Source organism: Vibrio sp. YT-19(2023), from assembly GCF_033337395.1.
The window spans coordinates 267,452-285,276 of sequence record NZ_JAWOQN010000001.1 but is presented as its reverse complement, the minus strand read 5'-3'; the positions used below and the strand labels follow the sequence as shown (position 1 = coordinate 285,276).

Annotated in this window: 20 protein-coding genes; 8 read left to right on the top strand and 12 right to left on the bottom strand. The window is 45.2% G+C overall.

The window, feature by feature from the left end:
- The first annotated feature begins 81 nt into the window (after window positions 1-81).
- Together lpcA and R7E78_RS01330 are read left to right on the top strand one after the other, a co-directional pair.
- Window positions 82-657 (top strand): D-sedoheptulose 7-phosphate isomerase, encoded by a 576-nt coding sequence (gene lpcA, locus R7E78_RS01335; protein ID WP_005380392.1) that lies wholly within the window; start codon window positions 82-84, stop codon window positions 655-657.
- Between the two features lie 50 nt (window positions 658-707).
- The gene (locus R7E78_RS01330) at window positions 708-1,553 is read left to right on the top strand and encodes a class II glutamine amidotransferase (RefSeq protein WP_262640570.1); all 846 of its coding nucleotides are present in this window, start codon (window positions 708-710) and stop codon (window positions 1,551-1,553) included.
- 389 nt (window positions 1,554-1,942) lie between these two features.
- On the opposite strand, the gene purN is transcribed toward R7E78_RS01330, so the two are convergent.
- The gene (purN, locus tag R7E78_RS01325; RefSeq protein WP_005394347.1) at window positions 1,943-2,599 is read right to left on the bottom strand and encodes a phosphoribosylglycinamide formyltransferase; all 657 of its coding nucleotides are present in this window, start codon (window positions 2,597-2,599) and stop codon (window positions 1,943-1,945) included.
- A 151-nt stretch (window positions 2,600-2,750) separates the two neighbouring features.
- Complete coding sequence (purM, locus tag R7E78_RS01320) at window positions 2,751-3,791, bottom strand: phosphoribosylformylglycinamidine cyclo-ligase (protein ID WP_005389861.1); 1,041 nt, start codon at window positions 3,789-3,791, stop codon at window positions 2,751-2,753.
- Window positions 3,792-3,970: 179 nt separating this feature from the next.
- Between purM and upp the strand changes: the two genes are divergently transcribed.
- Window positions 3,971-4,597 (top strand): uracil phosphoribosyltransferase, encoded by a 627-nt coding sequence (gene upp / locus R7E78_RS01315; RefSeq protein ID WP_005380401.1) that lies wholly within the window; start codon window positions 3,971-3,973, stop codon window positions 4,595-4,597.
- A gap of 116 nt (window positions 4,598-4,713) precedes the next feature.
- On the opposite strand, the gene R7E78_RS01310 is transcribed toward upp, so the two are convergent.
- A complete protein-coding gene (locus R7E78_RS01310; RefSeq protein WP_005389855.1) occupies window positions 4,714-5,967 on the bottom strand; it encodes a uracil-xanthine permease family protein in 1,254 nt (417 codons plus the stop codon).
- Window positions 5,968-6,332: 365 nt separating this feature from the next.
- Between R7E78_RS01310 and R7E78_RS01305 the strand changes: the two genes are divergently transcribed.
- Window positions 6,333-7,541 carry a DUF2066 domain-containing protein gene (locus tag R7E78_RS01305; RefSeq protein ID WP_262640568.1) on the top strand — a complete coding sequence of 403 codons (1,209 nt, stop codon included), beginning with the start codon at window positions 6,333-6,335 and terminating at the stop codon, window positions 7,539-7,541.
- 140 nt (window positions 7,542-7,681) lie between these two features.
- Here R7E78_RS01305 and R7E78_RS01300 read toward each other — a convergent pair whose 3' ends face one another.
- From R7E78_RS01300 to R7E78_RS01285, 4 genes are read right to left on the bottom strand one after another with little or no spacing between them, the layout of a single operon-like run.
- Window positions 7,682-8,122, bottom strand: coding sequence for a DUF2069 domain-containing protein (locus tag R7E78_RS01300; RefSeq protein ID WP_005380407.1), 441 nt, complete (start codon window positions 8,120-8,122; stop codon window positions 7,682-7,684).
- Window positions 8,123-8,144: 22 nt separating this feature from the next.
- Window positions 8,145-8,714: an NAD(P)H:quinone oxidoreductase gene (gene wrbA / locus R7E78_RS01295; RefSeq protein WP_005380409.1), complete on the bottom strand. Its 570-nt coding sequence runs from the start codon at window positions 8,712-8,714 to the stop codon at window positions 8,145-8,147.
- Complete coding sequence (arsC, locus tag R7E78_RS01290; RefSeq protein WP_262640567.1) at window positions 8,715-9,065, bottom strand: arsenate reductase (glutaredoxin); 351 nt, start codon at window positions 9,063-9,065, stop codon at window positions 8,715-8,717.
- Window positions 9,066-9,081: 16 nt separating this feature from the next.
- The gene (locus R7E78_RS01285) at window positions 9,082-10,533 is read right to left on the bottom strand and encodes a M48 family metallopeptidase (protein ID WP_318057584.1); all 1,452 of its coding nucleotides are present in this window, start codon (window positions 10,531-10,533) and stop codon (window positions 9,082-9,084) included.
- A gap of 257 nt (window positions 10,534-10,790) precedes the next feature.
- Here R7E78_RS01285 and R7E78_RS01280 point away from each other — a divergent pair, with 257 nt between their 5' ends.
- Both R7E78_RS01280 and R7E78_RS01275 read left to right on the top strand, forming a co-directional pair.
- Window positions 10,791-11,027 carry a sulfurtransferase TusA family protein gene (locus R7E78_RS01280; RefSeq protein ID WP_005380414.1) on the top strand — a complete coding sequence of 79 codons (237 nt, stop codon included), beginning with the start codon at window positions 10,791-10,793 and terminating at the stop codon, window positions 11,025-11,027.
- 1 nt (window position 11,028) lies between these two features.
- On the top strand, window positions 11,029-12,102 hold the full coding sequence (locus tag R7E78_RS01275; protein WP_005389843.1) for an AI-2E family transporter: 1,074 nt from the start codon (window positions 11,029-11,031) through the stop codon (window positions 12,100-12,102).
- Window positions 12,103-12,179: 77 nt separating this feature from the next.
- Here the strand turns inward: R7E78_RS01275 and bcp are convergent, their stop codons facing one another.
- The gene (gene bcp / locus R7E78_RS01270) at window positions 12,180-12,650 is read right to left on the bottom strand and encodes a thioredoxin-dependent thiol peroxidase (protein ID WP_005380418.1); all 471 of its coding nucleotides are present in this window, start codon (window positions 12,648-12,650) and stop codon (window positions 12,180-12,182) included.
- A 16-nt stretch (window positions 12,651-12,666) separates the two neighbouring features.
- Complete coding sequence (locus R7E78_RS01265; protein WP_005380420.1) at window positions 12,667-13,209, bottom strand: glycine cleavage system protein R; 543 nt, start codon at window positions 13,207-13,209, stop codon at window positions 12,667-12,669.
- 474 nt (window positions 13,210-13,683) lie between these two features.
- Here R7E78_RS01265 and dapA point away from each other — a divergent pair, with 474 nt between their 5' ends.
- Both dapA and bamC read left to right on the top strand, forming a co-directional pair.
- Window positions 13,684-14,562 (top strand): 4-hydroxy-tetrahydrodipicolinate synthase, encoded by an 879-nt coding sequence (gene dapA, locus R7E78_RS01260; protein ID WP_005380422.1) that lies wholly within the window; start codon window positions 13,684-13,686, stop codon window positions 14,560-14,562.
- A gap of 80 nt (window positions 14,563-14,642) precedes the next feature.
- Window positions 14,643-15,662 carry an outer membrane protein assembly factor BamC gene (bamC, locus tag R7E78_RS01255; protein ID WP_005380424.1) on the top strand — a complete coding sequence of 340 codons (1,020 nt, stop codon included), beginning with the start codon at window positions 14,643-14,645 and terminating at the stop codon, window positions 15,660-15,662.
- A 106-nt stretch (window positions 15,663-15,768) separates the two neighbouring features.
- On the opposite strand, the gene R7E78_RS01250 is transcribed toward bamC, so the two are convergent.
- Genes R7E78_RS01250 through dapE form a run of 3 tightly spaced genes read right to left on the bottom strand, consistent with a single transcriptional unit; the run spans window position 15,769 to window position 17,818 of the window.
- On the bottom strand, window positions 15,769-15,972 hold the full coding sequence (locus R7E78_RS01250; RefSeq protein WP_005380425.1) for a DUF2897 family protein: 204 nt from the start codon (window positions 15,970-15,972) through the stop codon (window positions 15,769-15,771).
- Entirely contained in the window at window positions 15,969-16,667 is a 699-nt protein-coding gene (locus R7E78_RS01245) for a M15 family metallopeptidase (RefSeq protein ID WP_053306708.1), read from the bottom strand. Before R7E78_RS01245 ends, R7E78_RS01250 begins: the two co-directional genes overlap by 4 nt.
- Before the next feature lie 14 nt (window positions 16,668-16,681).
- A complete protein-coding gene (gene dapE, locus R7E78_RS01240) occupies window positions 16,682-17,818 on the bottom strand; it encodes a succinyl-diaminopimelate desuccinylase (RefSeq protein ID WP_017820820.1) in 1,137 nt (378 codons plus the stop codon).
- Window positions 17,819-17,825 lie beyond the last annotated feature (7 nt).

Below are 17,825 nucleotides of genomic sequence, written 5' to 3'. Positions count from 1 at the left end.
TCCGATACCAAATTGGTATCAGAACAATTTGCTCAGTGAGTCAAGAGCTGACTGAAGCCGAAATAATAAAGAGAACGTCTTATGTACCATGATCTGATTAGAAGTGAATTAAACGAAGCTGCTGAAGTGCTCAACAAATTTTTAAGCGATGACCATAACATTGCGCAAATCGAAGCAGCGGCGAAAATGATTGCTGACTCATTCAAGCAAGATGGTAAAGTATTGTCGTGTGGTAACGGTGGTTCTCACTGTGATTCAATGCACTTTGCCGAAGAGCTAACAGGCCGTTACCGAGAAAATCGTCCTGGCTATGCTGGTATTGCTATTTCAGATCCAAGCCACCTTTCTTGTGTGAGTAATGACTTTGGTTATGACTTCGTGTTTTCACGTTATGTAGAAGCGGTTGGTCGAAAAGGTGACGTACTGTTTGGTCTGTCGACTTCAGGTAACTCAGGTAACATCCTGAAAGCGATTGAAGCAGCACAAGCGAAAGGCATGAAGACGATTGCGCTAACAGGTAAAGATGGCGGCAAAATGGCAGGCCTTGCAGATATTGAAATCCGCGTGCCACACTTTGGTTATGCAGACCGCATTCAGGAAATTCATATTAAGATTATTCATATCATCATTCAGTTGATCGAAAAAGAGATGGAATAATCGTTTACGGCCACCGTTTCGAGCTGTGTTGTTAGGGAGTTTTTTAAACCATGTGTGAATTGCTCGGTATGAGCGCTAATGTTCCAACGGATATTTGTTTCAGTTTTACTGGGCTCATGCAGCGTGGAGGTCGAACCGGCCCACACCGTGACGGATGGGGGATCACCTTCTACGAAGGGAAGGGCTTTCGAACCTTCAAAGATCCCAAGCCAAGTTGTGAGTCTAAAATTGCAGAGTTGGTACAAAATTATCCCATCAAAAGTCGTGCGGTCGTTAGTCATATCCGACAGGCGAATCGTGGTGGTGTTAATTTAGAAAATACTCATCCCTTTACACGTGAGCTGTGGGGTAGGTATTGGACGTTTGCGCATAACGGTCAGCTCTCTGGCTATCAAGACTTGCATACAGGTCGACATCGACCTGTCGGTGAAACAGATAGTGAACTGGCATTTTGCTGGTTATTGAAGCAAATGGAAGATCGATATCCTGAGCCACCAAAGGATATGGAGTCGGTATTCTTATATGTTGCTAAATGTTGTGATGAGCTAAGAGAGAAGGGTGTATTTAACATGCTTCTGAGTGATGGTGAGTATGTAATGACGTATTGCACCAATCATTTGTATTGGATCACAAGACGCGCACCGTTTGGAAAAGCTGCTTTGCTTGATGAAGATGTGGAAATTAACTTCCAAGAAGAAACCACGCCACATGACATCGTTTCTGTGATCGCAACTCAACCTTTGACGGGCAATGAAGCTTGGCAGCGTATGAAACCTAGCGAATACGGCTTGTTTCACCTAGGTGAACTAGTCAAAAATAATGCCTCTGAACTGGTAAATGTGCCGTTTGCGGCGGCTAAGCCGGGCAATCAAGCGCCAACCGAACCGTTGGAATGATGGTCTCTTACTCTGAATATAAAAATAAAGCTCGCTTAATCGCGAGCTTTATTTTTATGCGTTTTAAACCGAGGGCGGATACGGATGAGCATTCTTACTTTCTAGAGTGCTGGTAGTAGAGTCCTAGTCTCGCTAAGGCTTGCTGTAAAGACGTAACTGATAGAAGTTTCTCATAAAACACCTCGTCAGTCTGAACGGTGAAGAACGAACCAGATTCAGAATCTACTTTCCGAGTGTTATGTTACTCAAGTGGTTATGGGATTTTTTAGAATGTTGGGTTTTAGGTTTCTAGTCTCACCATGGTTTTCTTGAATCAAGTTTATAAGTATTAAAACAACCAAGAGCAGCCCTCAGGCTGCTCTTTTGTGCTTGGAGTTTATTATTCAGGGCTACTCATCTGAGGCGTACCCATGTACGCCAAGCTCTGCGCCATCTAAATAGGCTTTACCATCCTTCATGATCAACCGCTCGTCTACCAGCCACTTAGCCACCATAGGGTAGATTCGGTGCTCCTGCGCCTGAACACGTGCCGCAAGTACACTAGCATCATCGTCTTCGAACACAGGAACTTTTGCTTGCAGTATGACAGGGCCACCATCAAGCTCTTCCGTTACAAAGTGCACACTCGTACCATGTTCTTTATCGCCAGCATCAATTGCTCTCTGGTGTGTGTGTAGCCCAGGATATTTTGGTAGAAGAGAAGGGTGGATATTGATCATCTTACCCATGTAATGAGAAACAAATGCGCTGCTCAGAATGCGCATGTAACCAGCAAGAATAATCACGTCTGGTTGGTATTCATCTATTTGACTCATTAGCTCTGCATCAAAGCTTTCACGCGAGCTGAATGCTTTAGGGTCGACAAAGTGACCGTCTACATCAAACTTTTTTGCACGTTCTAAACCAAAAGCATCTGCTTTGTTAGAGAACACGGCTGCCACTCGTGCGTTTGGCATGCTGTCTTCGCAAGCTTCCAAGATAGCTTGCAGGTTACTTCCGTTACCCGAGATGAGGACCACAATGTTTTTTAGGGTATGGTTTTTCATGATGTCGAGAGCGCCTTGGTATTGTAGGTTGGAGTTATGTAGCTTCTAAACTACCTACTAATAGAATGGTTTTTAGTGTTCTAGATAGCAAAATGAGGACCTAGTCATCTAGTGTCCTCATTCTTCTTATCTTTTGAGCTCGATTTGCAAATTATTGGATTTCAACTTGCTCTTCGTTCGCGTCTGCTTGTGCGATTTGACCAATCACCCACGCGTTTTCGCCTTCTTCTTTAAGAAGAGCAACTGCTGCATCTGCCTGGTCTTTCGGTAGTGCGACGATTAGACCTACACCACAGTTGAATGTGCGGTACATTTCGTGTGTGTCGACGTTGCCTTTCTCTTGTAGCCACTTGAAGATAACTGGCCATTCCCAACTGTTACCATCGATAACTGCTTTCGTGCCTTCAGGCAGTACGCGTGGGATGTTTTCCCAGAAACCACCACCAGTGATATGAGAAATCGCATGGATGTCGTGTTTCTCAATCATCTTAAGTGCTGACTTGATGTAAATTTTTGTTGGTTCTAGTAGGTGCTCACCAATAGTGCGGCCTGCTAGCTCTTCGCTCTTATCTGCACCAGATACTTCTAGGATCTTACGGATAAGGGAGTAACCGTTTGAGTGTGGGCCGCTTGAGCCAACAGCGATAAGTGCATCACCAGCAGCGACTTTCGTGCCGTCAATCACGTCTTCTTTTTCTACTACGCCAACACAGAAACCAGCTACGTCGTAGTCTTCGCCTTCATACATGCCCGGCATCTCCGCAGTTTCGCCACCAATTAGGGCACAACCTGCTTGAACACACCCTTCTGCGATACCTGAAACAACATCCGCTGCGGTATCAACGTCTAGTTTGCCTGTTGCGTAGTAATCTAGGAAAAACAGTGGCTCTGCGCCTTGCACGATAAGATCATTTACACACATTGCCACTAGGTCGATGCCAATCGTATCGTGCTTGTTCATATCCAGTGCTAGGCGAAGTTTTGTGCCAACGCCATCAGTACCAGAAACCAGTACAGGTTGTTTGTATTTAGTTGGCAATTCGCATAGCGCGCCAAAACCACCGATACCACCCATAACTTCAGGGCGACGAGTGCGTTTTACCGCACCCTTAATACGATCCACAAGCGCGTTGCCTGCATCAATATCTACACCAGCGTCTTTATAGCTAAGAGAAGAGTTGTTACCACTCACAGGGAAGTCCTCGGTATTAAGTTGGATATGAAAACGGCGCTATTCTAACAGTGCTTAAACATAGATAGCAAACGTTTGCGTCTGTTTTTTTCTTTAGTGATTTATCCTGATATCCCTGTGAAAATCATGTATAATCTGAAGGTTTGTTTAAATATTGCCAACTATAGCCGGAGATGGACATGAAAGTTGTTGAAGTAAAGCACCCTCTAGTAAAACATAAAATTGGTCTAATGAGAGAAGGTGACATCAGCACAAAACGTTTTCGTGAGTTAGCGACTGAGGTCGGTAGCCTACTTACTTACGAAGCAACGTCAGACTTTGAAACAGAAAAAGTGACCATTGATGGTTGGAACGGTCCGGTAGAAGTAGACCAGATTAAAGGTAAAAAAGTAACCGTAGTGCCAATCCTACGTGCAGGTCTAGGCATGATGGATGGAGTTCTTGAGCACATGCCAAGCGCACGTATCAGTGTTGTGGGTATTTACCGTGATGAAGAAACGCTTGAGCCAGTTCCTTACTTCAACAAGCTTGCTTCAAACATCGAGGAGCGTATTGCGCTTGTTGTTGACCCAATGCTTGCAACAGGTGGTTCTATGATTGCTACGATCGATCTCCTAAAAGAGAAAGGTTGTAACCAAATCAAAGTGCTGGTACTTGTTGCTGCACCAGAAGGTATTGAAGCGCTAGAAAAAGCACACCCAGATGTTGAGCTATACACTGCGGCAATCGATGAGAAGCTTAATGACAAAGGCTACATCGTTCCGGGTCTAGGCGATGCAGGTGATAAGATCTTCGGTACTAAGTAATTCTTTGATGTATTACTATGACTGAACAGAAAAAGGCTTGGTGAAAACCAAGCCTTTTTTGTATCTACAAGAGGAGAAGAGTAAGACACGCCACCTAATAAAGCGGCGAAGACGTACTATTTCGCGCTTTCTTCTTCCATTTGTGCGTTATCCACAACGTGGTTTTCACCTAAATCGTTTGGTAGCACAAGGTTAAGAATAATTGCCACGATACCGCATAGGCTCACACCTTGTAGACTGAACTCACCAATACCGAAAGCCATACCACCAATACCAAACACAAGTGTTACGGCAACAATCACTAGGTTACGAGACTTATGCAAATCAACGTTATTCTTGATCAGTGTGTTGAGGCCTACCGTTGCGATGGAGCCGAACAGCAGAATCATGATGCCGCCCATGACAGGAACTGGAATCGTTTGAAGAACCGCACCTAGCTTACCTACCAATGCAAGTACGATTGCGGTGATTGCTGCCCAAGTCATGATCACAGGGTTAAATGCTTTGGTTAGCATTACCGCTCCTGTTACTTCACTGTAAGTGGTGTTTGGTGGAGCACCCACCATCGAAGCTGCGATAGTTGCCACCCCGTCACCTGCGATTGTGCGGTGAAGGCCTGGTTTTTTCAGGTAGTTTTTACCTGTAACGTTTGAGATAGCAAGCATGTCACCTACGTGTTCAACCGCAGGTGCGATAGCGACAGGAATCATGAACAAAATTGCGTTGATATTGAACTCTGGCGCGGTGAAGTTTGGCATGGCTAGCCAAGCTGCTTGCTCTACGGGAGTGAAATCAACCACACCGTAGAATAGAGAAACAGAGTAACCAGCAAGAATACCACCAACAATAGGAACGAGCTTCAAAAAGCCTTTTGCAAAAACGCTGAGTACAATGGTTGTGAGCAGTGAGACCGCCGAGATAATGATCGCAGCATCACCATTAACTAGCTGTGCAGCTCCATCACCAGTTTTACCTACCGCCATGTTCACTGCTGTTGGGGCAAGGCCAAGGCCGATAACCATGATCACAGGGCCAACGACAACAGGCGGGAGAATTTTATGGATAAATCCAACACCGCGCACTTTGATCATCGCCCCTAGAGCCACATAAACTAAGCCCGCTGCCATCAAGCCGCCCATCGTTGCACCGATACCCCAAGTTTGGATACCGAACATAATAGGAGCAATAAACGCAAAAGAAGAGGCAAGGAAGATGGGAACAGAACGTTTAGTCATTAATTGGAAGAGGAGAGTACCGACACCGGCACCAAAGAGGGCTACGTTTGGATCAAGGCCAGTTAGGAGCGGCACAAGCACCAAAGCACCAAAAGCGACAAAGAGCATTTGAGCGCCTTGTAACGCGTTTTTCATAATAATTCCCTATTTTCAAGATACGCAGACAAATCCGGCGAATACTATCATCCTGCAATCGTTTGCAATGTTGCATAGATCAAACTTTCGATTGAATTCTTCCCATAAATAGCACTTTTGAGAGTTGCTTGCTTGCAAATTGTCCTCTTTTACGTGTCTTGCGTGAAGATGAAAAATGGACAGCCTAACTTGTTGAGATAGCTTAATAAGCAATGAGTTTATTATAAAAAATAGCACTGAAGCGCTGGTTGAGGCCCGAGTTAACAAAGATGGTCATAATACAGACAATTTACTCAGTACTTGCCTTGCTCAAGATTTGATAGTTGCTTATTATTCGGGTTCTTGTTCAGAGGATTATAAAAACTATGCGCTATTTAGCTCTCTTACTGATAGGTTGGTTGTCCCTACCAGTATATGCATTAACTCAGGTGGATATCTATCGTGCCGAAGTGGTTATCGACAGTGAGCAGAACGACGGTGAGTCTTTGGCTCGTCAACAAGGTATGCAGGATGTGATTGTTCGAGCGACCGGTTCTCAATCCTCTTTAAGCAATCCAGTGATTAAAAAGGCACTTAGCTCAAGTGCGCGTTACATTTCTCAACTGAGCTATGGGCAGGTTGATGGAAAAGCGAGCCTAAAAATGTTGTTTAACAACGACCAAATCAGCTCTCTTTTAACACAAGCACAATTGCCATCTTGGTCGCCAAATCGTGCCAATATTTTAGTTTGGATGGTTGAAGAACAGGGTTACGATCGTAACATTGCGTGGGAGCATTCTGAATCTTCAAATGTTGCAGCACTTCGTAGCGCAGCGAAATTAAGAGGCCTGCCAATCACTATCCCGGTTGGGGATTTTGATGATGTAACCGGTGTTAATGTCTCTGATCTTTGGGGCGGCTTTATTGAGCCAATTGGTCAAGCCAGCCAGCGCTACCCAGCTGACGCCGTTTTGGTTGTACGAGCTCAAGGTGAACAAATTCGTTGGACACTCTACGACCAGTCGCCAACGAGAATTGTAGAAGCGCAACGTTCTCCGCGTAGCGGGTCTGTATCAGGTGCTAATGCTATTGCAGAAATGGTGGATGGCATCGCAGACTACTATGCAAGTAAGAGTGCAGTTGTGGTTTCAGGAAAGTCTTCAAAAGCGCTAGCAGTGAAAGTCCTTAATGTAACCTCTGCCACGGACTTCTTCCGTTTAGAGAATGCGTTAAAACAACTTAATTCGGTTGCGGGTACAGAGATTAAGCGTGTTCAAGGGGAAGAGTTAACGCTCAACATCCACCTTTTGGCATCACAACAAGCTTTTGAGAAAGAAGCTTCTTCTATTTCTCAATTAATGGTTTTTGAAGATCCTTTAGGTGAAGTTGATGCCCCAGCTTCAACTCAAGAAGAAGAGCCATTGGTTCAGAGTAATGAAGCAAAAGACGCCGCGACGCCAAAAGAAGCGCAGCCTGAAGTACCAGTAGATATTGTGGCAGAAGCAAGTGACGAAACACAGCCAACTCAGCCAATGATTGTGGAGCCTGCCCGAGAACAGTATGACTTGATCTACGAGTGGCGCTCGGCATCGTAATCTCCTTGGTAGCGTTCCAGGCGTGAAACGCAAGGATCAAAGACCAATGTGGTAAGCATAAAAAAGAGTCGCAATAGCGACTCTTTTTGTTTTCTAAATTCGTATTCGAACCAATGATCAGTGATTGACTGCAATTGGCGTTATTTATTGAATTTCGCTTTTTCTTCTTTTTCTACTTGAGAGAGGCGTTTCAACTTAAGACCTAGCTCTTTGCCTCTCGCTCTAGCAAACAAAATATTGCCAGCGAAACCGAGTGAAGTCAGTATCAGTTCCACTGCCGCAAGCCAGCGTTCACCCCCATCCACATAAAGGATGGTCAGCGCATGCAAGAAATACAGCATAAGAACAAAGTTAGCCCAAGCATGAGTGTAAGGCTTACCAGCTAAAATACCAGGCAACGGAAGTAGTAGCGGAATACACCAAGCAATAGCAAGTGTTGTGCTGCTGAGGTGGGGATGAGGGGATAACGCAAGCTGCCAAATAGCGACCCAGGCTAATAAGGCTAAGTTGCCAAATAAAGCCAGGTAACGATACGTTTTAGCCTGTGTACCGAGTGGTGTTTGGTCTAAAGAGTCAGACATCGATTAACTATCCTTGATTTTACTAACAGACTTTTAGTTTTAACGCTGCAGTTGCCAGCCTTTTGCCTAATTGTTGTGCCAGGCGAATCTCTTCACTGCTTAGGGTTGCCTCATGGCCTACACTGCTGGCGCCATACGGAGTGCCTCCGGACTGCGTAGTGTGTAACTCTGGCTCGGAATAAGGAATGCCCAAAACCATCATCCCGTGATGCAATAAAGGGGTCATCATGCTTTGTAACGTTGTTTCTTGACCACCATGCATCGAGGACGAAGAGGTAAAGACACAAGCAGGCTTATCGATTAAGTCACCACTGACCCATAAAGATGTAGTCTGATCCCAGAAGTGCTTTAAAGGCGCAGCCATGTTGCCAAACCAGACGGGACTGCCAAACGCTAGACCGTCGCACGTTTTTAGTTCCTCTAGAGTAACAATTGGATCAGAAGGGGAGTGTGAGTGAGGTGACAATTCTTCAACTGTACGCAAAATTGCTTGGCATTGAGGAGTCGATTCGACTCCTCTTGCTATTTGTCTTGCCAGTTGTTTTGTCGAGCCATGACGGCTGAAATACAAAATAAGGATCTGGCAATCCATTTATAAAATATCCAACACTTGCTCTGGTGGGCGACCAATTTTTGCTTTGCCGTTAGCAACGACAACCGGACGCTCAAACAACTTTGGATTTTTCGCCATTGCTTCGAATAATTGCTCATCGCGGACGGAGTCTTCGCCTAAGCCAAGCTCTTTATATTCACTTTCTTTAGTGCGCATCATTTCACGTACAGATGAAAAGCCAAGCTGGGCGTACAGCGCTTTTAGTTCATCCACGTTAAGTGGTGTGTCTAGGTATTTGACGACTTCCGGTGTAACACCATTTTGCTCAAGCAGTTCAAGTGTTTGACGGCTCTTTGAGCAACGAGGGTTGTGATAAATCACGACTGACATGGTTTTCTCCATTTCGTTATTGTAATGCCATGAATCGATCTCTTTGGATCATGAGTTGGTCGATACGGGCATCGTATCGCGCTTGCTCTAAGCTGCCCAACTTGGCCATTTTACTTGCTTCACTATAATATTGAATCGCTTTATTCCAATTTGCTCGCAATGCCAAAATTTCTGCTCGAGCAGCCAACTCTTCATCGCTACGCCCCAGCGCGTGGTAGCTCTTCGATATTAGGTGCCAGCCATTTGTATCTTCAGGATAGTCATGAGTGTATCTTTGAAGAACTCGCGTGGCTTGATCGTTTTTATTGTCCTCAAGTAGCGCATTGGCGTAGTTAATGGTCAATACTTTATTTTGAGGGTTACGAGATAACGCTTTGCGGAGCATCTCGGTTGCTTTTTCTGGCTGCTTCTTCTCGATGTATAAATCCGTCATAGCGTCCAAGTAAAACGGGTTACTTGGGTCTTGTTCCAGTAACTTTTTCAAAATTGGTTCCGCTTGAGATAAGCGTTTATTGTCTAAATGCACGAGTACTCGACCATAATCAAAAGCAGGTGTAATGTCCGCAGAGGCTTTCTTTTGGGTTCTCTCAAACCAGCTCAGGGCGGCTTGTCCATCAATGCCAGCGTAACGAGCCACAATGCGCGCGCGAGCTAGATGATAGTCTATTGAAGGCACAACACGCATTGGAGGATAGGTTCTTGCTCGCGCACGGCTATCGGTAATTCGATCTTCAGGCAGAGGGTGAGTCAGGAGCATTGGTGGCGGTTTACTCGCATAACGATACTCATCAGCAAGACGGCCAAAAAACCTTGGCATTGCTTGAACATCAAAACCGGCTTTTGCTAGTGTCGAAATACCAAAGCGATCCGCTTCTTTTTCATTCGCGCGAGTGTAGTTGATTTGACTTTGCATGTTGCCCGCGGTTGCTGCTGTAATTGCAGCCATCCCCGCTTCGGGTGAGGCAATTGAAAGCAGTAGTGCCCCCGCAAGTGCGGCTAATGTGGCCGGAGAGCGGCGTGCTTGTTCTTCCATACTCCGAGCAAGGTGACGTTGTGTGACGTGCGCTATCTCGTGAGCGACAACAGAGGCCAGCTCACTTTCTGAACGAGCATGAAGAAACAACCCAGAATGCAGCGCTACATAGCCACCAAAAAACGCGAATGCGTTGATATTACGGTCGCGAATCATAAAGAAGTGGAACGGCGTTTTTACATCATTCGCATTGGCCACTAATTTGTGCCCAAGAGAGTCAATATATTCATTGATGACAGGGTCATTAACGATAGGTTTACTGGCTCTGAGCATACGCATATAGGCGTCGCCATAAATCAACTCTTGGTCTATTGAAAGCGTACCACCAGCAGCTGTGCCAATGTCTGGCAAGTCAATGCTATTGGCATAAGTTGTCGGCGAACTGATGGCAGCAGCAAGACATAAGCAAACTAGCGAGCGAGTGCGTTTTAACATACGTTTAAAAGGTTCTCCAAAATACATAAGCATGTGGTTACAGGTCGAGAGCCTATTAACAGCGCCACATACGTTTTGGTTATCCGTGAGGATATAAGCTAACAGTAAGACCGGAAATAAATGAATTGGTTTCGTAAATTATTTTATATCCGAGCTATTTCAGCATGTGGTTAAATCATGTCAGAAGTGCTAGCACCAGCTCAAAAAGCCGTTACAATACAACCCTATCATAAGTGCAGAGCAATACAATGGAATCCATGTTACTTGATTTGCGTGAGCAACGTTGTCCTATGGCACTGTTACTTGCAAAGCGTCATGCTGCTGAGGTCTTTCAAGGAGAAGCAAAGCAGTATCATCAACTTGTCATTCAAGTGGTGGACAACAGCTCTAAACGAGACATTGTGAACTATCTTAGTGCCCAAGGGTACTCAGTTGATTGCCAATCTACATCAGAGCACTACACATTGACTGTCTTCAATAAGGAATCCGCATAAGATGTTTGAAATGGTTAGTCGTTGGTATAAACGACGTTTCTCTGACCCTCACGCAGTAAGTCTCGTCGCGATCTTGCTGTTTGGCTTTATCACCATTTACTTCTTTGGACACTTGATTGCGCCATTACTTGTCGCGATCGTTTTGGCTTATCTACTTGAATGGCCAGTTGTCAAAATGTGTCGTATGGGCGTGCCGCGCACTTTGTCGGTTATTATCGTGATCTTGGTCTTTGTCGGGTTAATGTTAATTGCGTTGTTTGGCTTGGTTCCGACGATTTGGACTCAGGTCGGTAATCTAATTAACGATATTCCGAACATGTACAACGGGCTACAAAAGTTTATTGTCACATTGCCAGAGCGCCATCCTGAACTAGCCAATTTAGAAATAGTAGAAACCGTGGTGACGAACGCCAAAAACCAAGCACTGGGGCTGGGTGAAAGTGTCGTCAAAGGGTCGCTTGCTTCATTAGTTAGCATTGCAACGCTAGCGGTATATTTGATCTTAGTGCCACTCCTTATCTTCTTTTTGCTTAAAGACAAAGAAGAAATGCTGCGAATCGCAAGCGGTATTCTGCCGAAAAACCGTAAATTGGCGAATAAAGTTTGGCATGAAATGAACGAGCAGATATCAAATTACATTCGCGGTAAAGTGTTAGAGATTTTAATCGTGGGCGGTGTGAGCTACGTGACTTTTGCCCTTTTAGATCTTCGTTACTCGGCGTTGCTTGCCGTAGCCGTTGGTCTGTCGGTTTTGATTCCTTATATCGGTGCGGCGGCTGTTACTGTACCTGTTGCTATCGTTGGTTTGTTCCAATGGGGTTTAACGCCTCCGTTTTATTGGTTGTTGCTTGCTTACGGTATTATCCAGGCGCTGGATGGTAATGTGTTGGTTCCTGTTCTGTTTTCCGAGGCAGTAAACTTACACCCAGTTGCTATCATTGTGGCTGTATTAGTCTTTGGTGGGCTGTGGGGTTTTTGGGGGGTGTTCTTCGCCATTCCTTTAGCGACATTAGTCAAAGCCGTATGGCATGCATTACCAAGCACGGAAGAAAACGAACCTGTCGAACAAGAGTAGTTGTTACCAAAGGTACGATGGTTAAAAGAAAGCCCAGCAGTTTGCTGGGCTTTTTGTTTGTAGAAAAACAATAGCGTTTAAGCGTTTTCGTTTAAGTAGTTTAATACGACTTCGTGGTGATCTTTGGTTTTGAACTTGTTGAACACATGTTCGATCACGCCTTCTTCATTGATCAGAAAGCTAATGCGGTGAAGACCGTCGTATACTTTGCCCATGAATTTCTTTTCGCCCCAAACGCCGAACTGGTCAGCAACGGCATGGTCTTCATCAGAAAGCAGAGTGAAGTTTAAATCATCGCGCTCGATGAACTTGCCTAGGCGCTTTACAGGGTCGATGCTTACGCCGAGTACCACCACGTTATGTGCATCGAGTTCAGCTTTGATGTCACGAAGGCCTTTTGCTTGTGTAGTACAACCCGGCGTCATCGCCTTAGGGTAAAAGTAGAAAAGTACTTTCTTGCCTTTAAAGTCTTCAAGAGAAACGGTATTTCCGTCTTGGTCGAGCAAAGAGAAGGCTGGCGCTGGCGAGCCTGCTGTCAGCGTATTCATTTTGATTTCCTTTACTTTATAGTGTGTTTTTAATGAAATTCAGAGAACCTTGTACGTTGAGCGACTTACAAAGTTCATCGAAGTCTTCTTGTAACTGCATCAAATTAAAATCCGCGCTTACAGATGCAGTAATCGCAATGTGAAACTGGTCAGAATCGAGTTGAATTTTCGACTTGCTGATGGTTTGCGCGCTAAGAGAGTCTAAACCAATCTGCTGATCAGCGAAGAACTTAGTAAATTTTTCAGTTAACCCAGGGCGGTCTTCAGACTCAATAAACACTTCCATGGTGTAGCTGTTATCGAGCAGTTCGTGCGCCGCTGTGCGTTTCATGATCGTAATAAGGTCATGTTCTTGGCCAAGCAGGGGCAATTGCGTTTCAACTCGAGTCACGCTGCTGGCGTTCCCAGTCAGGAGCATGATCAGCGTAAATTCGCTGCCAAAGATAGCGATACGGCTATCGACTATGTTACAACCAGCTTGAGTAACGAGCTGTACGACTTGGTTACAAATGCCTGGACGGTCCGTTCCAACTGCTGTAAGTACCAGATGTTGCTTCATAAATGAGCTTCTTGTCCTTTCTTCAATAGAGAGATGTTAGCACAGATATTGCGAAGAAATATCGAGCCAGTTCTTTTTAGTCTATAAAAAGCAGGAGGATGTTGAGGGGAGTGGTGGGAAATAAACAGTAAATGCAGGCTGTAGGATAAACAAAACGTTTGCATGATGTGCTTGCCTATTGTCTGGCCGTTTTATTCACTTAGATCTGACTTGGCTAACAAGACCAAAGAGTATATTTTCCTTGCTTGTGCTCTTCAGTATTTTCCAAATCACTGATAGATTCTAAAGTCACTCGAAAGCCCAACACGATTATTAATATTGCCGTTAATCAAACCAAATAGAGCAATTAAGTTGCTAGACCTCTAACAACTGGTAATTATTCATTCATTTGTACTTTGTAAGCGAGTTTACGCTCTTGTGTTTTTCAATCGCATTACAGTACCATGCAGAAAGAGTTAAATGAGGGAGATAAACATGTTTTCAGGAAGTATCGTAGCGCTGATTACGCCATTCAAAGCAGATGGCGAAGTAGACTTTGATGGTCTGCAAAAGCTAGTAGAGTACCACGTTGAAGCGGGTACAGACGGTATTGTGGCAGTAGGCACAACAGGTGAGTCAGCGACACTGACCATTGAAGAGCATGTAAAGGTCGTTAATAAAACTGTTGAGTTTGCCGACGGTCGCATCCCTGTGATTGCTGGCACGGGTGCAAATGCTACCCATGAGGCAGTAACATTTAGCAAATTACTGGCTGATTCTGGTATTGCTGGCTTCCTGAGTGTGACACCGTATTACAACAAACCAACTCAAGAGGGTTTGTTTCTACATTACAAGGCAATTGCCGAAGCGAGTGATGTGCCTCTAATTTTGTACAACGTACCAGGCCGTACTGCTGTTGATATGCAGCCAGAAACAGTGGCACGCTTGTCAAAGCTTGATAATATCGTGGCTCTAAAAGATGCAACGGGCGATTTGGAACGAATTGCAATTCATCGTGAACTTTGTGGCGAAGATTTTATCTTACTAAGTGGCGATGATGCGACAGGGCTGGATTTTGTGAAACTTGGCGGCAATGGTGTTATCTCGGTAACGAACAATATTGCAGCTAAAGACATGGCAGACATGTTCCATTTGGCAAGTGAAGGTAAGTACGAAGAAGCAGAAGCGATTAACCAACGCTTGATGACTCTACACAAAAACCTTTTCATCGAAGCAAGCCCTATCCCAGTAAAATGGGCAGCGCAAAAGCTTGGTTTGATTGAAGAAGGTGGTTTGCGTCTTCCTTTAACTACGCTTTCTGAAAAATCGCAGCCGATCGTCGAGCAGGCGCTAACAGACGCCCATATTTATTAAGATTGAGCTATTAAGATTGAGTTACTAGGATTGAAGTTCATACTGGGGGCCAAAGCGCCCTCGGTGTTTTAGGAGTATAGATGAAGCTTTCAAGCCAGTTAGTGTTAAGTTCATTAGCTGTATTCGTATTGACTGCCTGTTCAGGTGGTGCCAATCAACGTCGTCAAGCAAAAGATGACTTCGAGTATTTGAACTCCCCCAATTTGGGTGAGTGGAATGTCCCACAGGGTGCACAGCCTCAGTTTTACCCTAACTACGAGATCCCTCAGGGTAACTACGCTGGTGGTGTCGGTAAAGATGTCGACATTCGTCCACCTCAACAAGTCCTAGAGCTTATTCCCGGTGCACGTCTAGACCGCAGTAGTGATGGTGAAGTGACACTTTGGCTACTTCGTAAAGATGAACTAGATAAAGTTTGGCAAACGGTGCAAAACATGGTCGCGGCCAACGAGATTCCAGTTGAAAGCCAAACAGACTCTCGCATCGAGACAGGATGGGTGACTTGGGATTCGCCAGATGAAGAGCTAGAAATTGGCAGCCGATATGAAATCGTACGCGCTGAAGCAAATGGTCGACACGGCTTTAAGGTGAGCCTTATTGACTGGCGTGAAGGCAATCAAGTGAAAGAAGTAACGGCGACCAACCGTGAGCGCTACAATGTGTTCATGACGAACTTGGTCACCGCTCGCTACGATCAAGAAGTGCGTGAAGAAGCACAGCGTAAAGCGCAAGAGTTGGTTAAACAGATCCCAATCACAATGGGTAAAGACCGCAGCGGACTTCCAGTGATTATCGCGCGTGCGCAATACAACATGCTTTGGCAGCGTCTGCCTAATATTCTACCTAAGATGGGCTTTAAGATTGAAGAGCGTAGCCAGTCTCAGGGCACAATCACTGCGAAATATGCGTCTCCGGATGATGAATTCTGGAACGATATCGGCGTTAAACCAGTGGAGTTAGCCGCTGGTAAGTACACATTCTTACTTGGTGATTTAGGCAACCGTACGTCTATCAATATCACCGACTCCTCTGGCAAGCCAGTAGAAGAAGAGTTTTTGAAATCACTAGCGCCTGTATTGGCTGCAACAGTGAAGCAGTAAACAAAGCGAGCTTAACGCGGCGTGTTTACTTAATGATAGAAAAGGGACCTAGTGGTCCCTTTTTTGATGTTTAGATTAAATGTGTCGAGATGAAGCTGGTGAGTAACTAACGAGGCTCGTTTTTGTTTTTATCTTCTTCAGCGTAGCGCTGTTTATCCAATGTGTTCAGCTTATCTAAATCGTTCTTACGGCTTTTATCCATCTGACCAAACTTCATTTTTGCGGTATATTTGAGTGCGGCAATATTACCAATGACCACGCTCAACACTACAATAATAATGACCCAAGGATTGGTTAGTATTTCTATCATAGAGCCTCCGGCGGCGTGATATTGTGAATAAATTTGGCAACGACGTTATCCAAATTATTCAGTATGACGTCAATCCCTGCAATGTTGTCGGTCTGATTTTGTTTAATCAACTGGCTTCTGAGTACATCAAGCGTCAACTGCTCGAGGCATTGCTGCCCGACAGCGCGGTGACTAATGTGCCAAGGCTCAATCGAAACGCCACCTAAATCATGCTGATAAGGAAAGAAGAAACCGAACCGACCAAGGTTGGCTTTTAACCATTGGTAGAACGCCTGCTGGTGGCCTTCAAGATACTCCCAAGGTTCCAACTTGAGTTTGGTGTCAGCAGGCAATAAATTGCGCGCATAGACATCAAAATCACAACCCCAATGATGACGACTTCCTCCGGGCAATGCCGACCAGCGCAAAATGGCCATCAATTTCTCTTCGTCATTTAACTCTGCTTTATTCAAAGGGCGGGAGTTGATGTCGAGAATTGGCAACTCACCAGAAAACTTCCCGTTCCAGATGGCTTTTTGGCGATTAAAGTCACGAAAACCACTGGCGATTTCCATTTTGAAACCTGCTTCTGTTGCCGCTTCAATCATCTTTAGCAGATCGTCAGCCACTTCAGGGTGGAGTAGAAACGCTTTTTGCCCCACTAGTGTGGATTGAAGATGAGAATCAGTGATTCCGGTGAGTTGCTCTGGTGTCATTGTGTTCTCGCTGATTATTTCGCCAATAGGTGTTTCAACGTGTTTTCGTACATGTCCGTCAACTTTTCAAGATCGTCGACTTTCACACACTCGTTCACTTTATGAATCGTAGCGTTAACAGGACCTAACTCTACGACTTGACCTCCCATTCGAGCAATAAAACGACCATCAGACGTACCGCCAGTTGTAAGTAGCGCTGGCTTCGTATCATTGACTTCGGCCACTGCAGCTACAACCGCGTCTAGCAGTGCGCCCGTATCGGTCAGGAATGGGTCACCGTTGAATGTCCATTTTAGGTCGTAGTCCAGCTCATGCTTGTCCAATGTTTCGGTAACACGCTGAACAATTGCGTCATTGTTAAGCTCAGTACTAAAACGTAGGTTGAACTGAACATGGAACTCGCCAGGAATAACGTTAGACGCACCAGTGCCAGCCGATACATTCGGGATCTGGAAACTGGTCGGTGGGAAGTAATCATTCCCTTTGTCCCATTCTGTCGTCGCGAGTTCATGAATCGCGAGTAGAGACTCATGCACTGGATTGCTGGCTAGGTGAGGGTAGGCCACGTGGCCTTGTGTTCCTTTTACCGTTAAATCACCAGTGATGGATCCACGGCGTCCATTTTTCACTACATCGCCAACCACTTCGGTGCTGGATGGTTCACCAACAATACACATATCGATGTTCTCACCACGTTCCATCAACGTTTCTACAACACGAACGGTACCGTTGATAAATGGCCCTTCTTCATCCGACGTAATTAAGAAGCCAATTGAGCCTTTGTGATCTGGGTTTTCGGCGATAAAGCGTTCAACTGCAACAACCATAGCGGCGAGTGACCCTTTCATGTCAGCTGCGCCGCGGCCATGCAAGTAACCATCAATAATGGTCGGTTCAAACGGATGTGTATTCCAGTGTTCCAATTTGCCAGCTGGTACCACATCGGTGTGGCCAGCAAACGCAAATAGCGGCGCTTCTGAACCACGTCGAGCCCAGAAGTTCGTGGTGTCTTCAAATACCATCACTTCAATTTCAAACCCGAGTGCTTTTAAGCGCTCGATCATCAAATCCTGACAACCTGCGTCTTCCGGCGTTACGGACTGTCTACTGATCAGATCTTTAGCAAGTGCCAATACTGGACTGTCTGTCATCCTTGAG